The sequence below is a fragment of the Mycoplasma buteonis genome (assembly GCF_000733865.1).
Classification (GTDB): Bacteria; Bacillota_I; Bacilli_A; order Mycoplasmatales; family Metamycoplasmataceae; genus Mycoplasmopsis; species Mycoplasmopsis buteonis.
Window position 1 is genome coordinate 51,450 of the sequence record NZ_JPOK01000007.1, and the last position, 19,221, is coordinate 70,670.

The following is a 19,221-nucleotide window of genomic DNA, read 5'->3' on the forward strand; positions in this document are numbered from 1 at the left end:
AATAACTTTTTTATCTTCCATAATTATTTGGCTTGATAAATAATTTTCTTGCTTCCTGTTTTTGGATTAGTAGCAACAATTGTTTGAAAATTATTTTTAGCTAGATATTCCTTTCATAATTTAGCAATAACTTTTGGTGGTTCATATGTTGGAGCATTAACATCAAGTAATGCACTTTTAACACGGTGTGTATCAGAAATATAGTAAAAATCTGGTTCTTTTTCAAAATCAATACCTAAAGCATAATCATTTCTAGGTGCAAAAGCATCACCTACAATATTATTTAAGCTAGCAGGAACACTTCCACGAATTGTCTTTAATCTTGTTCCTGTATTAACATCAGGCATACTTGAAATCAATCCTCAAGTATATGGGTGTTGTGGGAACTCAAGAATTTCTCTTGCAGTTCCTTCTTCAATAATTTGACCTGCATACATAATTGAAATGTAATCACTAATTGAAGCAACAACTCCTAAATCGTGAGTAATAAAGACAATTGATAATTTTAATTTTTCTTGTAAATCTTTAATAACGTCTAATACTAACGCTTGCACTGTTGGATCAAGTGCTGTTGTCGGCTCGTCCATAACTAAAATTTTAGGTTCAAGAGCCACAATAGCAGCAATAACAACACGTTGAATCATTCCACCTGACATTTCGTGTGGATATAACTTCATAACAGCTTCTGGATCAGCAATTTTAGTTAACTTTAAAAACTCAATAGCTCTAGCGTATGCTTCTTTACGATTTTTAACAACTTTGTTAATTAGCATACCTTCCATGATTTGTTCTCCGACTTTCATGGTTGGATTTAAAGTTGACATTGGGTTTTGGAAAACTGCTGAAACTACTTTTCCTCTGTATTTTGAACGTTCTCAATCCTTTAAAGTAAATTCTTCTACGTTGTTATTATAAAGTTTAATTTCACCAGCATCTATCACAGAGTTATCACCAGTTAAACCATATAAAAGTGAAGTAATAACACTTTTACCACTTCCTGATTCACCGATGATAGCGTGAACTTTACCTTCATAAATTTGAATACTTGGTCCACGAAGAACTTTATTTTTTTCTCCAGGACGAGCTGGGTTAGTAAATGATAAATAAATATCTTTAATCTCAGCAGCTATTTTTAATTTTGTTCCATCAGCAAATTCTTTATATTGCACATCTTTTGTAAACTCTTCTCAGTTGAAAACTTTTTCTCTTTTGCTTGAAAAATTCAGAGAATTTAGAAAACCTTTTAAGGCAGATACATGTTTTTTCTTGTTTTGTGACATTATAACTCCTATCTTTGTCTTCTAAGTGCATCTTGCACGCTAGCTCCAATAAGTTGCACGCTAGCTGTAATTGCAACTAAGAATGTTGAAGGAACAAAAACGTATCTTAAGAATGTTGGGAATATTTTTTGTCCTTCTGAAATTAAGTTTCCAAGAGTTGGCACATCATCAATAGCTAAACCAATGAAGGCTAAAGAAGTTTCTGATAAGATAACACCAGGAATAGTGAAAACTAACTGAGTAATTAAAATAGGTAAAATAACTGGTACATAATTTTTTAATATTTTGTACATTGGAGTACCTAGCACTTTTGAAGCCGCAACTCATTCTAAATGTTTGGCACGTTTAACTTGAGCACGAATTTGGTTTGCCATTCCGATTCATCCTGTTAATGAAAGAGAAAAGACAACAACTCAAAAGCTAGGGCTTAAAATAATAGTAAGAAGAATTAAAATAATAATACTTGGAACAACAGAAATAATTTTAATTATAAAAGTCATGATTTTATCAAATAACTCAAATTGTCCCATCATAATACCGATACTTAATCCAATTACAACTTCAATAGCAGTAACAACTAGCGAAAGAGCTAGTGAATAACGCATACCTCATCATAAACGAGCTCAAAAATCTCTACCTACACTATCTGTCCCTAAAATATGGTAAATTTGACGTGAATCTGTTTCACCAATAGTTAAATTTTTATCAAGAACATATGAAGAGTTAGGATCTTGAGTGGTAAACGGAATAATTAATGCAGCAATAATAATTGAAACTAAAAGTAAAAATCCAAATACTCCTGCGAAATTTTGAGAAAAACGGTAAACAAATTCTTTGAATAAATTAGTTTCTTTACCTAAATGACTACCTTCGTGGTATTCAAAAGTTTCACCAATAATTTTTCAAGCCTGATGGTTAAATGGTTGAGCAAGTGCACTAGGTCCATCTGCTGGCATTTTAGCTTCAGTTTGCTCTTTTTGACGTATTTTATCAGCTTTAACTTTTAATCAATTTGTAAGCTTATTATTTTTAGCCATTATTTACCTCTCCTTCTAACTCTAGGATCAATTGCTTCATATAGAATATCCCTTGTTGCATAAGAAAGAATTGTAAGTAAAGCAAAAATGATAATTAAGAATAAAATAACGTTGTAATCCTTAGTTTGGATCGCTTGTAATAAGGTTGCTCCAGAACCAGGAATGAAGAAGATTTGTTCAATGAAAATACTTCCAATAAATGAACCGAAAATTACAGCCGGGAAGAAAGTAGCAATTGGGAAAAGTGCTGGTTTCAGAGCATGTTTTCACACAAAACGACTTTTTGTCAACCCTTTTAAATAAGCAAATTTAGCATGTACTGAATTTAACTCACGGTTTAATTCAGTACGGATATATTTAATGTACACGATAATACTTCCAAGTGATAAAGCAATTCCAGGAAGAATATAAGTACTAAAATCATTTGCATCAAAAACATATGGTAAGCCAATTACACGTCCAATAAAAATTAAAAGCAGTGCAAAAATAATTGATGGAACTGATGAAAAAATACTTACAAGTACAGTTGCTACGTTATCCACAATACCACCTGGATTTTTACCAACTCAAATTCCAAGCGAAATACCAATTGTCACAGTTAAGAAAACTGAAAAGATACCAACAAGGAATGATTTATAAAATCTCGTTCAGATGAAATCATTAATTTCTTGTCCTGGGAATAATGATAATGAAATACCAAAATTACCATGGAATAATTGATAAATATAATTTAAATAACGCTGCATTAACGGTAAGTTTAAACCGTATTTTTGTTCGATTGCTTGACGAATTGCAGCATCTTTTGCTGACGCTACTAAAGAGTTAGAACCAGGAACAGCATTAATTAAGAAAAAGGTAATAGAGATAACAATTAAACCAATAATAAGAAACTCTGCAATTATTTTAATCATTTTTCAAAGTCCACGTAAAATTGGTGAATCAATTGCTGTTAACTTTTTAAATAAAGTAAGTTCTTGATTACGAGTAGCTTTAAAAATTACTTTGTTATCGCTATGAATCATTTTATTTTTTTTACTCATTAACTGTGTCCTCCTACATTTCTTGGTAATCCTGGTCTTGGTGGTTTAGTTACATCATAAGCATATTGTAAATCGAAAGTGAAGACAGATGAAATACCTGCAATTTTACTTACTTCTCAGTTAGTGTCAACTTCCATCAGTGGCACTACAAAGCTTGCATCACGAACAATTTTTTCATATGTTGCTATTAAACCGTAAATGTAATCTTGTGATCATCCTTGTTCAATTTCCTCATTAGTAAAGTTACCTGAAAAGAATGCGTTAAGACGATCTGAATATTGCTGTGTATTTTCTTCTAATCTTTGGTATCCTAAATCAATTGCTTTAAGTCAGAAGTTTAGTTTTTTGCCTGCCTTAGTTTCAACAATACCTTCATGTAATCTTGTACGTGCTTCAGCTGTTAATTGATCAATTTTTTCAACTCCATACTGAGTTAAAATTCAGTAAATTGCTGCATGACGTAGTTTAGTTTCTTTAATATTAGCATTTTGAGTAGCTAAATATTGCAAGATATCTTTAATAAACTTATTAGTATATGTCGCTTTATTTACAATATCTGAACTTGCAATTTCATTTGCAAAAGTATCAGTATATGTTTCGGCAAATTTAATAATTTCTGGTTTTGATTGTTTTTTATAAACTTGATCAAATTGTGACTTAATGTCGTTATTACTATTAATTTTTTCTTGAATTACATTAATTTCTGTTGCTAAAGCTCTTTCTAGTGAACCTTCGAATAATTTATCCACTACTAATTTTGTGAAGTAATCACCGTAAGTATAATCACCTGTCGGATTATCTTTGAATCCAAATTCATTTCCTTCTAATGAGTTAATTCCATCACGTTTAAAGAAAGCTGAAATATAATCCTGTGGTGAGTTACCACCAATTTTATCGTAGTTTTGGTAAACAAAATCAAATTGTCCTGTTTCGTAGTAACTTCCAAAAACGTTTTCAGGTAAGCTCTTGATTTCTACACGAATAAATCCGTTACTCATAGCTTCAATTTTTTCTTTTAAGAATTGTCCAGCTTTCTTTTGTTCATCAGAAGAATTATTTAAGTATTTTAAAGTGATTCCTTCTAATCCAGGGTGAGCTTTTTTAAACTCTTCAAGGTAAAATTGTGCTGTTTTTAAATCAAAAGCGTAATCTTTTCTCACTGTATTTTCAAAGTTATAGCTTTTTGATAAGTGAACTATGTAATCATAGTTAAGTAAATCAAAAGTTTTACCATTTTTAGCATCAATTTGCTTTTGATTAAAGAACATTTCTAAGTTTCTTCCATCAAAAGTTTTATATTGACCGTATGCTGTTCAGTTATTAACTGGGAATGAGAATTCTCATCCAACATATCTAAGCATTTCTTCACGGTCGAGAGCATAATAAATTGCATTACGGATATTTTGATCTTGAATATAGCTGTTAGCATTTGTTTCAGGGTCTAAGTTAAACCCAAGAGCAATAGTTCCATATCCATTATTTTTCTTTAAATATTCTTTAGTTGCTGGATTAGTTCAAAAGTTATTGATCTCTGTTCCAGGAATAATAGTTTGTGAAATATATCCATCTTTAAAGAAGATTGCATTAATATTTTTTTCAGTTGAAAATAAAATCTTAATTTTTCTTGGGATAACATTTTCTACATCAAAATAATCTTTATTTTTTGTTAAAACAATATTTCCTTGAGGACCAAGAACAACATCACTTGGTTTCATAACAAATGGGCCACTAGTTAAAAATTTCTCAGCAGTAGTTCCATAATCAGAAATTCCACCAGTTTCAGTTTCGATGTACTTACGGTTAACTGGATATAACTGCATTAAAATGTGCCCTAGCAAGAAGTTTAAATCAGGTGTTTTATTTTCGTCAAAAACAACTGTAAATGAATTTTCATCAAATGCTAATGTTTTAATTTTTGGTTTTAATTCACGATTTACTGTATCTAAATCAAAAGCTTGGTAAGGGTTTAAATACACATTTTTGACTAATTTAACAGTAACAATTTTATTTGCATCACTTGAATCACGCATTCTAAAATCTTGCGTCTCAGCTGTTAAGCTTAGCTGTGGATTTAAATCTAAGTTTTTAATAATATCTTCATTAGTATAATCAAGGAAAATTTGTCCAGTGTAAAAAGAGAATTTTAAAGCTGCATCTTTAATAGCTTGAACTTCTTTTTCGTCTCCTGGTACTTGTGATTGTCAAACTTGATAATTAGGATCTTGAACATATCTATATTTTGATAATTCACTTTTAATGTAAGGACGTCTACCTCATGGATTTTTATAAAATTGTCCATGTTTTTTATTGTAATCTACTTGAGCGTTAGTAAATTCTTCTGCTCCTTGAATTGACATCTTTTTGATTTGGTCGAATTTTTCTGAACCATTATTGTAATCTAAAATGTATTCAAGATAATCACGCATATCTTGAGCAGTTACAATATCACCATTTGATCATACGTTTTTACCATGATTAGTAATACCTGTTACAGCCATGTAATTATTTGAGTTTTTAGGGTTCGGAAACGCATAAGTTGTTGCACCTTCTTTATAACCTTCACCTTCAGTTGCTCTTCCAAGACCACCAAAAATTTGGAAATCGTGTAGTCCATAAACTGAACCTGGAACTTTACCATAACCGTTATCATCAGCTAATGCTGATGAACCGTTTGGAGCAGATGGATTTTTCTTAGTTTTATTGAAAAAGTTATCAAAATTTGATGATCCTTGCCCAAGTCCTGTATCCATCACTGACATATTAAATTTAGAAGTATTTAAAACTGATTTTAGAGCATCTGTAGGTCCATTTTTTAAAAAGGAATCAACTAAAGAAGGAGCTATTTTATTAACTGACTGTTTTAAAACGTAGTTTAAATTATTAAGTGGTTCAGTAGCTAAACCTAAATCATAGTCAGCTGCATCTAATTTATTAACATTGCTTGGTTGTGTTTCTTGCTCTTTTGTTGTAACACAAGCAGCAGAAACAGCAGCAAGTGATGTAGCTGTAGCACTTAATAATAAACTAAAAAGTAATTTGCTTTTTTTCATAACTCTCCTTTCTATCCTAAGATGTTGAACTGATAATCAATTGTGAATAATGTTTTACCAGTGCTATTCCCATTTTCATCAAGCTCTTGTTCTAATTTAATTGGTGCTTGTGAAACTAGTTTTCCGTTTTCCGCAAGCACAGGAACATTTCCTAGTGTCATGTCAGTTACTGTATTTTTATCAGCATCCGCAAATTCTACATAGTATGAAGATTTTGGAGCTAATAAACTACCACGGTATTTTCCCATATAATCAAAATCAGAAATTCATGTTGAATATCCATAGTCTGCTAAAGTGCGTTTTGAACTAGCATCACCTTGTTTTGTTAAATAGAAAATATTATTTGTGTTACTTATGTTAATTGATAAGTAAGCAACATCTTTTGGATTATCTTTATTTGTAAATTTTAAGTATTTAATTCTATTTGCATGTTTAGTTTCAATATATCCATAAAGAGCTAAAGCATCAAAGTTTTTGTTTCTGAAAATTCCTGTAACGTTTCTATTTCCAACTCCAAAGTTTAAAAGCTGAGAAACAAAGAATGCTTCAGGAACATTATCAACTAAAGTTTCTCCATCAAAAGCTGTTAAACGACGATCGTTTTCAGGAATTTGAACTGGATTTCCATAATCATCATAAAGTTGCATGTCAATCATAGCTTTTTCTCAACGATCTTTAAAGTATCCGTTTGAATTTGCGATAAATTTACCAAAGTATGATGAATCTCTTTGTTCAGTTTGATCATTAGATAAGATTTTTGAATCAAAAATAACAAAATTTGAATGATTATCAATAACTCTTTGAATGTCGTCTGATAAGTCTGATAAGAATTTTAATAACTCTGCTTTTGCTGTTTGTAAGTTTGAAATTAAAGCAGCAGAAAGTTCATGATCTGGTTCGTTTTTAGCATCCTCAATTGCTTGATTAATTGCTGCTAACTGAGGTTGTAATTTAGCTTGAGTTTTAAATGATTCACTACGCATTTTTTCAATTTCAGTTTGAGTTTTATTGAATAATTTTCATTGACTAATTGCAATTTGAGCTAAATTAATTTGGTTATGATTTAGCTTTGTATCATTAATTTTATCTAACTGAGTAGCATCAACAATGTAATCCAGTCCTGTTGTAGCTTCATTAACATTATTTAAATAACTTGGTAAGTTACCAAAATTTTTCACACTTGGAACATAAGTTGTTTGAACATAATCACGAGTTAATGTTTCTGGTAATGAATAAATATAATCAGTAAATTTATCGTTAATTAGAGGTTCAATTCTACTTAAGTTGTAACTTAAGAAATCACTTGAAGGCATACCTGTTGATGGATTACCAAAAGTAATGTTGCCATAAAAAGGACGCACGTTAACACCACGATTTCTAAGTTCCATAGTATTACCAATTAATTTGAAAAGATCAAAACTATTAATATTATTTAAATCCACTTGTTCAGTGATTCCTGCATCAATTGCAGTTTGTTTTATTAATTCTTGAAGTTTATCAGCTGTTAAACTAATTCTTTTATCTTTTTCAGGAATAAAAGAAGCATCTTCATAATAGTTGTTTGCTAATTCAGGACTAAAAATCTTAAATCCAAATTCTTTAGATAAAATAGCTTGATTTTGCACTAAATCTGTGGTTGGATTAAAGTCTTTAACACCCAGTAAGAATGATGAAAATCTCATTCTTCTTATAATATCATTAGCAATTTCTTGATTATTAGTTAATTTATTAGCGTTAGACTTATCATCTTTAATTGCTGCTTGGACAAACTTATCAAAATCAAAGTAATTTTGTAAGTAATCAATATTAGCATTTCATTTAACTTGTTGATTATCATTATCAAGCTCTTTTTTAGTAAATTGACTGTAATCAATTGTGAAAAAGTCTAGCATCTCTTCGAAATTTTTAAATACTAAAGCTTTTTCTTTATTTCCATTATTTTTAATTTCTTGAAGGAATTTAGAAGCTGCTATTAATGGTGAAGTATCTGACATATTCACAGCACTAGGACGCACTACAACTTTTGAATCAGCAGCAGTTGGTTCACCGACAAATTCACCATGCGAATTTAAGTAACCGAAACTACGTAGTTGTTCACGGTTATGAGTAAATACTCATGAATCAAAACCTGTAAAGAACGCTCCGTATGGAACTGTTCATCTATATCTTTCAGCTGTTTCTTTAATTGAAGGAATATCACGGTACATATCCATTAATGATTTAGCATCAGTTGCAAATGGAAAACTATAACGCTTGTGACTACCATCTTTCTTACTAATTGAAACTACTGGGTTAATTCCAGCAAGTGCTCCATCGAAAGAATTACTTTTAATTTTAGCTGCATTAATTGAATCAATTTTATCAGGTAAACCATCATAGTTAGCTTTTGAGAAAAATTCTAAACGTGTAATGTATTGGTTTAAAGCGTTATTATCTTCACTTAAAGCTAAGTATGAATATGCTTTACGAGTTTTGTCGTTAATTGTAAATCCATATAAGTTATTCATTACATCAGTTTCAACATCATTTTTTCTGTTTTTAACTTCATCTCTTCACTCATTAAAGGTGTCACCTGCAGTAACTGAAGTTCAAGCAATTTTTGGATTACCACCAAGTACGGTTGCTGGTCCATCCCAACCGCTATCATAACCATGATCACGAACAAGGTTCATAATACTGTCGTTAATTACTGCGATTTTCTTATTAACATACTCATATGAGTTATGATCTAATAATTTGTAAAGTGGCACATCAATAACAGGTGTACCGTCAGCATTAAAGACATTAACTTTAGTAAACATTGTTCTACCATTAACAGTAGTACTTTCCACAATTTTTAAAGTCACATGTCCAGCATCATCAACTGTGTAAGGAATGTGTTGATTTACACCATCAACAACAATGTTCATAATTCTTTCTTCTGAAATTGGCTCGAATTTAGTTTTTTGTCTACTATCAAATGATAAAATAGTTCCATCAATAAATGGGTTTAATGTTCCTGAGTTACGGTCAAAAGAGTTTGCGATAAATAAATCACCAAGACGTACATCTCTTAATTTCGCCACTTCTTTCATTGATTCATAACTTTGTAAAAATCTACGAGCTTTATTATCAACTACATCAAAAACATTGTCAGTTTTTTCAGCTGAACCTCATACATCAGCTTCAGTTTCTTTATATCAATCATTTGAGCTAACTTTCTTAAATTTAAAGTTAATGAATTCACCATTAGGTTGCTCATTCCCTAACGCATCGACACGAACAATATCTAAGTTTGTACGTGCTTTAAGATAGTTCATTAATCCTTCAATTCCGTAGTAAGATTGAATATTTACACCACCACGTGTACTTAATCCACCTACAACAACTGAATTATTTTGATTATTTAAAGCTTGTGTACCTTCAAGTGTATAGTGGTGTCCATATTCATGGGCTCCAACGTATTTTAAAAAGTCCGTTGAAATTCCTTCATACTCATCAATAAAAGCATTAAGCACTAACGGAAGACCAATACGATCACCATCATTAAGTCCTTTGTATGGACCATCAACTACTTTATATTCATAGAAACCTTGATCATTAAGAACTTGTTCAACGTGTGGTCCATTATATTCTTTAACTAAGTGTGGATACTTAGTTAAAATAATGTCTAATAAACCTGAGTAAACTTCATTGTAAAGTTGATAGTTACGTGCTGCTAAACCACGAATTTGATTTCCGTTAGCATCTTTTAATGTAATATTTTCAGGTCCAGCTGATAGTACTGTTGGTCTAATTGCACCTTTGTAACCTAAAGCTTGTTTGAATTGGAAAAATTCCATTTTTGCTTCTAATTCATTTAAGTCTCCAGAGTTAAATGCAATAACTTTTTGTTTTGGACTTTCACCAGCTGTTTTTGAATTTTGCTTATCTAAGTAAGCGTATAAAATGTAGTTTCCATCAGAAAGTTTTTCTTTTTTGAAGTGATTTACTTTATACGCAATTGACTTATCTAAATCTTTGATTTTTAATGAATCTTGTGCTTTTGCTAAAGAATCATAAAAGAATCTTTTACCATTTTTTTCATAAACATAGATGTTAGCACCTATAAAGTTATTAAAATCATAAAAATCTAAAAAGTTTTCAATTTGTGATTCGACAGTATTTTTGTATGTTTGCAACGAAACTAAATCAAAGTAGGTATCAGGAACTTCTTTGTAATAGTGATCAAAACCTGCAGTATTTTCACCTTTATCAAATGAAACTTTCATAGTAATAGGTGTTTTTCTACCTGAAGGATCAAAAGTTGCTTCTTTTGTTACGTCTGCAACTTGATAAAGTTCAAATTGATCAAAAGTTACATTTTGATATAACTCTGGGTTTGCACTAGCTATCTGGTTAAATTGCTCTGCTGTTGTATCTTTTGGTAAAACTAATAATAATCCTTGCGAAATGGAATTTTCACTACTTAAAGCAACTTTACGTAAATTTTCTTCTGAATCATTACGGTAAACTAAAAATTCTTTGTCAAGTAAACGACCAGGCATTAATAGTCCATTAAAGAATTCGATATTTGGACGACGATCTCTAGCTGCATTGCTATTGCTATCTAAATATGACTGAGTAAATGAGTTTTCACGGTTATTTAAAATGGCACTAGCAAGTGGAATATTAGTTAAAAATTCTTCTAATGTCTCTAAATTAACATTTGATTGGAAAGCACTATATGTTAATGAATCAGGAGCAAGTCCTCGTCCACCAGCTACTGAGAAAATTGGTAATGAACCAAAGAAAGCATCAGGGAAGAATTTAATTTCACTAGATTCTTTACGATCAGTAGAGTGTGAACCAAGTGTAATTGAGTTACCATGTTGCTCAGCTCCACGCACAATTCTAAAGCTTTCTAATGTTAGAATATCAGGTCCTCAAGCAACATTATTCATGAATCATTTAGTAAAATCAATAAATTGTTTTGGACGAACAGCTAAAACATACTCATCATAAAAACTAAATGAAGCATATTTAACTTCTAAAATAAAATCTTCTTGATAAATTTCGTAGTATTTCTTAAAGAAAGTATCTAAATCCATTTTTTCTTCTGGATTGTCTACAAATCAATAAAGAGTTCCATCTTCATTAATGTCAGCTACTTTATGGTTTTTAAGTGGGTTAAGGATAGCTAAAGTAGGTGTTAAGTCACCTTTTTCATTTCTAATTAAAGAGTAGTTATTTGCTAACTCTTCTTTTGTATATGGATTTTTAGAACCTTTAACCTCGTCAGAATTCTTTGAATAAGCATACATCGCACCATAAGTTGCACCAAAACCAATTCCGATTAAACCAAGCGAAATTAATGTTTTAGTTGATAAACTTAGTTTTTTTGCCATAGAATTCTCCTTTCAATTAGGTATTTAATAAAAAGCAACAAACCATATTAACAAATATGGTTTGCTAATTTATTTATTTAATATATTCGTTTTGTAAAAAGTCTAATACATCATAGCTAGCAAGCTCAGTAGCGTATAGACTAGCAAGTTTTAAAGGACTTAAGCTAACTAATTTTCCACTTTCATAATGTGAAGTATTAAATTTAGCATAAGCTGAACGTGAAAATGTATAGTGTTTGTCATTTAAAACATCATAGTATGCTTTTCTAGCATTATCAAGTGCTGTTTTTAATGCATCTGTATTTTCATTTTGCACTTTTGCTTGATAGTAAGCTTCGTATGCTTCAAAGTATTCTTTTTCTTTTTCCAGTACTAAAACCTTGATTTTATCTGAAGTGTAAGCTGAATCAATTTCATCACCATTGTATGCAGCATCTGTTGGATTAATATCATCAATATCTAAGTTTGTAATGTGGATATATGGTTTTGTTGAAGTGTCTTCGTGTCCAAATTTTCATTCTTTTGAATATTTTTTGAATAACTCAACAGCTTCACGATCAGGATCTTTTTCAGAATCTAAATCAATAGCAGCTAAATTAGGACGATATTTAATGTTTCATTGTCTAATAAATGCATATAATTCTTGGTTTGGAACTGTATAGTATTTTGGATTTGCATCAGTAGAAGCTGAATCATAAGCTGCTTGTTTTTGTTTCAGTTCTTCTTCTGCAGCTTTTAAGTCCGCGATAACTGTATTTTTTCTTTGAACGGATATGTCATCTTTTAAATCTGCAGCAAAAGATTTATCACTGTAAGAGAGTTCTGTTTTTGAGTTTAATTCTTCATAACGATTTTTAATTTCTGAATATTTTGTTTCATAATAATCTTCAAAAAAGTACTCGTATTCAGTTCAAGATTCATATTTTGAATCCATGTTATTTTGGATATCTTGAATTTTGTCAAAAGCTTCTTTTAAATCTGTAATAAATTTTTTGTAAGCCGCTAATTTTTCTTCATCACTAGTAGAAGAACTGTTTAAATCAGGTAAAACAATAGCATCAGTAATTGGATAAATTTTTTCTTCAAAAAACTCTTTTGCTAATTTTTTATCATTAAGATCTGATTTTGCTTGATTTAATCTTTTAAGTAATTTTTCAGGTTTAGATTTTAAATTAAATAAAGCTTCCATTTCATCTGATTTCGGATCAATACCAACAAATTCTCAGTAATTGTATAGCTGACTCATGTGAGTTACATAGCTAAATACTAAATTTAAAGCAATAAATTTATCAAAAGCTTCTACATAGTTATTTTCTGTCATTCTTTTTGCAGAATTAAAGTACTGATTGATGTTATCTCTTAAATCTACAAAAGGAGTATAAGAAGCATCATCCGCAAATTCTTTATTTGCTTTTTGGTTAATAGGCTTCATTAACTCATTAATCTTTGTTAAAAGCTCAGCATTTTTATTTTTAATTTCAGTAGTTTTGCTTTCCACTTCACTGCTATTAACAGCTAAAGTTTTTACACCTTCAGTTGCTTCAGTAAATGTCCCAAGTACTTCATAGTAAGTTCTTGCATCTGCATTGTATTTGTAATTTAATGAATTTTCAACAAATTTATCTCATTGGTTATAAACTTTTCTAAAACCAATTGAATTTAAGTATTTGTGTCCTTCATTTCTTTTGAATGCTCCAAGTTGAGCTAGTACGTTGTTGTAGTAAACGTCAAGTTTTGCTGTTTTTTCGTTTTCTAATAAACGACTATAAAGTGGATATTCAGTCATTTTTAAAGAAACTTTTAAAAATGGAGCAAATTCATCATTAACAAATTTATTTAATAAGTTTGGTAATGTGTATTTTTCTTCAATTGAAATATAGCTAAATAATTGATCAGCATAGTTTTTAGCTTTAGCTTTACTATCTTCATAAAGTTTTTTAACTTCTAAAATAGTTAAAGCAATTCCGTTTTGGAATTCTTCTGCTGTTTTTTCATTTTGAGTTGCGATTTCTGAATATACATCAGAATTATTTGCAACTACTGCATCATGTAAAGCTTGTAAGTTATAAATTCTTCAATCATATAAAGCTTCTAAAAATTTACTTTTTGGAAATGGTACATCATAAGGGAAAATAGACTTATATTGGCTAGCAAGCTTTTTAATTCTATCCATTGTAATAGCTAAATCCACTCTAAAGTGCTTTCTAGTAGCAAAACGTTCTTGAGATTTCTTAGTTTCTTCTAAAGCTAATTCAGTTGATGTTTTTAAACCTTCTAAAGTTTCCTTTAAAGAATCAATTGCTTTTTGTGTTTCTTCATTTGCTGTTGGAAACTTACCTAAAAATTCAATTAGTTCACCATATCAAGTAATTAAGTATTTTTGAGCTTCAATAAGTGCTAACTTTCCTGAAAGTTGTCTTGGTAAAAAGTTTTTAGTAATTTCTTCGTTTTCTGTAGCTGCGCCACTAGATGTATTTTGTGTAGCAATTTCTAACTCATGTTGTAATCTTTCAATTTGATCTTTTAATTTTTGATTAGCAAGCTTTTGACTATTTAAACTTTCATCAATGACTTTTAAACTGTTTTCTAAGCTAGTTGAATTAGTATCTTTTTTAGATAATTCTTTTTGTGATTTATCGATTACAGCAAGTAAGTTATCAGCTCATTCTTTCATTTTGCTATCATTGAATTTTTTTAGTGAACTTAAAACTTCATTTTTTTCGTTTGAATTTTTTGCATTTTGATACTTAATTTTTAGCTCAGCATATTTACTGTTTGCATCAACAAAAAATTCAGGACTAATTTCTGAATTATTCATTGAATTTAAAAAATCTTCAGTACGTGCAGATTCGTTTTTGAAAGCATCATCATTTTTTTGTGATTGAGCGTCATCATTTATACATGATGTTAAAATAGGTGAAAGTGCTAAAAATGAAGCACTTATAGATGTTAAAAGCATTTTTTTCTTCATAATTTCCTCTTATTTTGTATCTAAATTAATTATTAATTTATTATATCAAAAAAGTCATTTTTTTGCTTGACAGCAATTAGTCCCTTTTACAAGTTATTTGTAAACCTATTTTTGTTTATTAAAAGTTTAAAAATAGTATTTTGAATTTAAATTTTGTTAAACTAAATAAGTTTTATAAAATTTATTTTTAATTTCATTTTTGCTAATTCATTGATAAATTTGTTAATTCAAATTCTTATTAAAATTTTTAAAATAAAAGGATTTAGTTAGTAGTTTTACTATTTAAATTGCATTAAAAAAATAACTTTAATAGTTGCTAAGTCAAAGTAAAATGAAAACATTTTATATTGACTATACAACCTTTAATGTAATTATCAATCATTCAATGACAGTAAATCAGAATGCAGTTAAATTTTCATTAATAAGTAAAAAATAATTTTTATGTAGGTTTAAAAGATAAATACAAAATTTAAAATTTAATATAATTTTTATATTACAGGAGGTAATATGACGACAATTATTTTAGCATCAGTATTTGGATTACTTGGTTTAATTATTTTAATTTTAATTTTTAGTGCAATTAAAATTGTTCCTCAAACACAATTTTGAATTGTTCAACGGTTTGGAAAATACCACAAAACATTAACAACAGGAATTAATTTCATTATTCCTATTGTGGATAGAGTAGTAATTAAAGACACAATCAAAGAAAAAGTTTTTGATTTCCCAGAACAATTAGTAATTACAAAAGATAACGCGACAATTAAGGTTGATACTGTAACTTATTTAAAAATAGTAGATCCAAAGCTTTATGCTTATGGTGCAGAACGTCCTATTTTTGCGATTGAAAACTTAACAGCAACTACTCTTAGAAATGTATTTGGTGAACTTGAATTAGATCAATCTTTAACATCAAGAGAAGTAATTAATAGTAAATTAACAAGAATTTTAGACGAAGCCAGTGACGCATGAGGAATTAAGGTAAATCGTGTAGAAATTCAAAACATTGTGCCACCAAAAGAAATTCAAGAAGCAATGATACGTCAAATGCAAGCTGAAAGAGACAAACGTGCTCAAATCTTAGAATCTGAAGGAATTAAGCAAAGTCAAATTTTAAAAGCTGAAGGAAATAGACAAGCAACTATCTTAAACGCTGAAGCAGAAAAAAGTAAAATTGTATTAGCAGCTGAAGCTCAAAAAGAAAAACTTATTTTAGAAGCACAAGGACAAAAACAAGCAATTGATATTATTAATAGTGCAAAATTGAACAGTGATATTTTAAGCTTAAAAGCAATCGACAAACTTGGTGAACTTGCTGATGGTAAAGCAACTAAAATTTTTATACCTGGAAGCATTAAAGATTTTGCATCACAAATCGCTGGTGCTAGTGAAATTTTTAACTCAGTTACAAAAACAGAAGAAAAATAAAAGCTAGTTATAAACTAGCTTTTTTAATTAAATTTTTAATTTCAAATAGGTGCGTGAAATTTGAAGTAGATAGTAAATCAATTTTTTCTTGTTGTGATTCACTTGAATCATTAGAAGATAATAAATTATCAAATAGTTCTATTTTTTGATAAATTTCGTCAAAAATTTGTTCATACTCAGTATCAGTTAAAATATTAAAATCGAATTGATAAGTATCATAAAATCTAAGCATAATATTTTTTGTGACATCATCATATAAATCAATTATTTTTTCTGCTGCAGCAAATACCTCTGTTTTTGCTTTATTTGTCTCTATTTTTCTTTGCTCCTCTAAATTAAATCTAAACGAATTTAAAGCACTAAGAACACTTTGGTAACCTCCTGATGTATTACCTAATGAAGAGACAGTAAAATAAGGAATAATTAACAGTTCAGAGTCATAAATTGGATTAGTTTCTAAATTAGTTTTTCTTTCAGCTATATTTTCGTCAATTGCTGTTTTAATTTGTTTAGCTGAATACATTACAGTGTGCATTCCCGCAAGTAAGTTATTATAATTAGTATCTGATAAATCACCTTTTGTACTTAAATGAACTTGGTTATTAATGAGTCTGAGATTATCCATATAAGAACGGAAAGAAGCAATTAAATATTTATATTCTCCATTTTTAGAAGTATTTTCTTTTTCCAAATCACTTTGGTATTTTTCCATTTCTTTATAAAAATCTTGGTAGTCTTTTTTACTAGGTGTAAAAACACAAGCTGCACTAAGGACAATTGGTGAAGAAACAACTGCAAACCCTATTTTGAAAGCTTGGAAAAGTTTTTTAGTTTTTTTCATATTTTAATTGTAGCATTTTCACAATAAATAAGCCTTAATTATAGCAAGTAATGAAATTAGCTACAAAAAAAACACCCAAAGGTGTTTTTTAAATTATTTAACATGTGCGTAATTTTCGAAAATTGAATCAATTTGTAAATTAGCAGGTTTGGTAGTTTGAATAAAGTTGCTAATAGGTTCTTTTTTGAATGCAAATTTTTCATTAAGTAATACTTTTGGTTGAATTAATTTTCATGTGTTTCCATTTTTATATTCTACTCAGTAGGTAACTTCATTTGTAGTGGTATCTGTTCCTCTGATAATTTGCACATGGTATACACCAGCAGCAAATAGAGATCTTGCAAAAATTTGGTTTAATGAAAATTCATTACTAAATGTCTTAGCTTCTTCACGTTTAATGATTTCACTAATTCTAATTAAGTCGTTTTTAATATATTTTGTACTTTTAATATATTTATCAACCTCAGCATATATTTTATTTAGTTTTGCTGTTTCTTCTGTAATTTTAGCTTGGTTACGTTCTGCATTTTCTTTTAAATTTTCAATTAATTTTACTAATTGATCAATTTGAACTTGATAAGCTTTCATCTTAGTAATTTCCGGTAAGATTTCTCTTTTTGTTGTATTAAGTCTATTAAGTTCTTGTACTCTACGATCATAGATTTTCTTATTTGAAGCATTATTTTTTGAATTAAGCTCTTCTTTTGCTCTATTTAAATTGCTTTCGGCTTTTTGAATTTCTGAATCAACAGTAAAGTATGATTGACCTTTTTTGATTAATCCCATGTATCATAATCCAGGATTATGTTTCATGAATTCCAGTGGATTGATTGAAAAGTCTCTAATTTGTCCAATAGATAATTCTGAATCCATTGCTTTTTCAAAAATTTTGTAATTGTCATCTTCTGAATCTGAGTTATTTGATTTATTTCTTAATAAGTGAATTGGTCCAAAAGCTAATGCAGCACCATTTTCCATTCCATTTTCATTATCATATCTGAAAACTGAATGTTGTAATTGATTGTATCAAAGAGTTAAAATGTCATCTGCATTTGCATTTTCCGGTTGGTATGATTGGTATTTTTTAAAGACAGAATCTAAAAACTCTTTAAAAATAACAGTCGGTGTACCATTATGAGTTATGTAATCTGGATCTTTAAAAATAAAGTTACCTTCACCGTTTTTAATAATAAATCTTTTATCAGCTTCATCGTGGCTTTGTTTAATTAAGTAATCAGCTAAAAATGGAGTGTCTAAAATTGCATTAAGAACAACTTTATTAATTGTAGCTTCTTGTGTTGGAGCTTGTCCTTCTTTAAATAGCATGTAGCTAACAATTTGAGATTGTGCATATGCTTGATAAATTCTTTTAGCAGCTTCATCATTAGGGCTAAAAGTAGCACGAGTAATTTGTCATAATGATAACTCATCAAATTCAGGTTTTTTTGATGATTTGTATGCGTCAAAGTAAGCGGTAACAGCTGCTGTAAATTCATCAAGTATTGGTTTGATGTATTTTTCATAGTCTGCTGCATTTTTACTTTGCTCAGCTACTTTTTCTTTGGTAATAACTTCATATGTTTGATTACCTGTAATTTTAATAACATCTTTGTAGTAGTAGTTAGCAAAGTTGTTATTAATATTGTAAACATTGTTTCCGAAAACTCAGTTAAATGTTGAATAATTAAATGTTAAGTTTTTTGCACTATAAAGCTTATCTTGAAATTCAATTAAGCTTGGGTTGTTAAGTTCGCTTGCTTTAATTTTAGGTCTAACACTTTCGCTTAAACCATTTTTTGCTACATATGAGTGACCATATTTAACGTATGTTGAATCGTCGTATAAACATGAAACCATGCTAAGAGGCATAGCAGCAGCAGTTGCTGCACCTAAAGTTAATAAAAATCTTTTCTTAAAAATTCTTTTCATATTAATAGAACATTTCTGTATATTTAAGTGATTTAATTCCTGAATAAGTAATAATTGTTCCAAGAACAGTCACTAAACAACAAAATGCTAAACCTCCTATCATGTATGATTCAACTGTACGATATGCGTTTGTAATTTCTGATGCAAATGAAATAAATTTAAATAAATCTATTGTTGAACGAATTAATGAAATCCCAACTGAAAGTCCTATAACTCCGAAAATAGCAAAAACTGTTAATGCTATTCAAATAATTAATTTTCTTTTGTATGATTTCATAT

The 19,221-nt window shown here is 29.3% G+C and carries 10 protein-coding genes; 1 reads left to right on the plus strand and 9 read right to left on the minus strand.

What is annotated here, in order from left to right; translation table 4 throughout:
* Positions 1-23: 23 nt before the first annotated feature.
* The 6 genes from EI91_RS02315 to EI91_RS02340 all read right to left on the minus strand — a co-directional run bounded on the left by EI91_RS02315 (position 24) and on the right by EI91_RS02340 (position 14,744).
* Positions 24-1,280, minus strand: coding sequence for an ABC transporter ATP-binding protein (locus tag EI91_RS02315; protein WP_084177996.1), 1,257 nt, complete (start codon positions 1,278-1,280; stop codon positions 24-26).
* A gap of 8 nt (positions 1,281-1,288) precedes the next feature.
* Positions 1,289-2,317 (minus strand): ABC transporter permease, encoded by a 1,029-nt coding sequence (locus tag EI91_RS02320; protein ID WP_036452691.1) that lies wholly within the window; start codon positions 2,315-2,317, stop codon positions 1,289-1,291.
* Positions 2,317-3,357, minus strand: coding sequence for an ABC transporter permease (locus EI91_RS02325; protein ID WP_036452694.1), 1,041 nt, complete (start codon positions 3,355-3,357; stop codon positions 2,317-2,319). Before EI91_RS02325 ends, EI91_RS02320 begins: the two co-directional genes overlap by 1 nt.
* Entirely contained in the window at positions 3,357-6,407 is a 3,051-nt protein-coding gene (locus EI91_RS02330; RefSeq protein ID WP_036452698.1) for an ABC transporter substrate-binding protein, read from the minus strand. The genes EI91_RS02325 and EI91_RS02330 overlap by 1 nt, the downstream gene beginning before the upstream one ends.
* Before the next feature lie 11 nt (positions 6,408-6,418).
* Complete coding sequence (locus EI91_RS02335) at positions 6,419-11,773, minus strand: PDxFFG protein (protein WP_036452701.1); 5,355 nt, start codon at positions 11,771-11,773, stop codon at positions 6,419-6,421.
* Between the two features lie 73 nt (positions 11,774-11,846).
* On the minus strand, positions 11,847-14,744 hold the full coding sequence (locus EI91_RS02340) for a coiled-coil domain-containing protein (RefSeq protein WP_036452703.1): 2,898 nt from the start codon (positions 14,742-14,744) through the stop codon (positions 11,847-11,849).
* Between the two features lie 507 nt (positions 14,745-15,251).
* Between EI91_RS02340 and EI91_RS02345 the strand changes: the two genes are divergently transcribed.
* On the plus strand, positions 15,252-16,172 hold the full coding sequence (locus EI91_RS02345; RefSeq protein WP_036452704.1) for an SPFH domain-containing protein: 921 nt from the start codon (positions 15,252-15,254) through the stop codon (positions 16,170-16,172).
* A 7-nt stretch (positions 16,173-16,179) separates the two neighbouring features.
* Here the strand turns inward: EI91_RS02345 and EI91_RS02350 are convergent, their stop codons facing one another.
* The 3 genes from EI91_RS02350 to EI91_RS02360 form a co-directional block, all read right to left on the minus strand.
* Entirely contained in the window at positions 16,180-17,013 is an 834-nt protein-coding gene (locus EI91_RS02350; RefSeq protein ID WP_036452706.1) for a hypothetical protein, read from the minus strand.
* A 93-nt stretch (positions 17,014-17,106) separates the two neighbouring features.
* The gene (locus EI91_RS02355; RefSeq protein WP_036452708.1) at positions 17,107-18,942 is read right to left on the minus strand and encodes a hypothetical protein; all 1,836 of its coding nucleotides are present in this window, start codon (positions 18,940-18,942) and stop codon (positions 17,107-17,109) included.
* A gap of 1 nt (position 18,943) precedes the next feature.
* Positions 18,944-19,219 (minus strand): hypothetical protein, encoded by a 276-nt coding sequence (locus tag EI91_RS02360; protein ID WP_036452709.1) that lies wholly within the window; start codon positions 19,217-19,219, stop codon positions 18,944-18,946.
* Positions 19,220-19,221 lie beyond the last annotated feature (2 nt).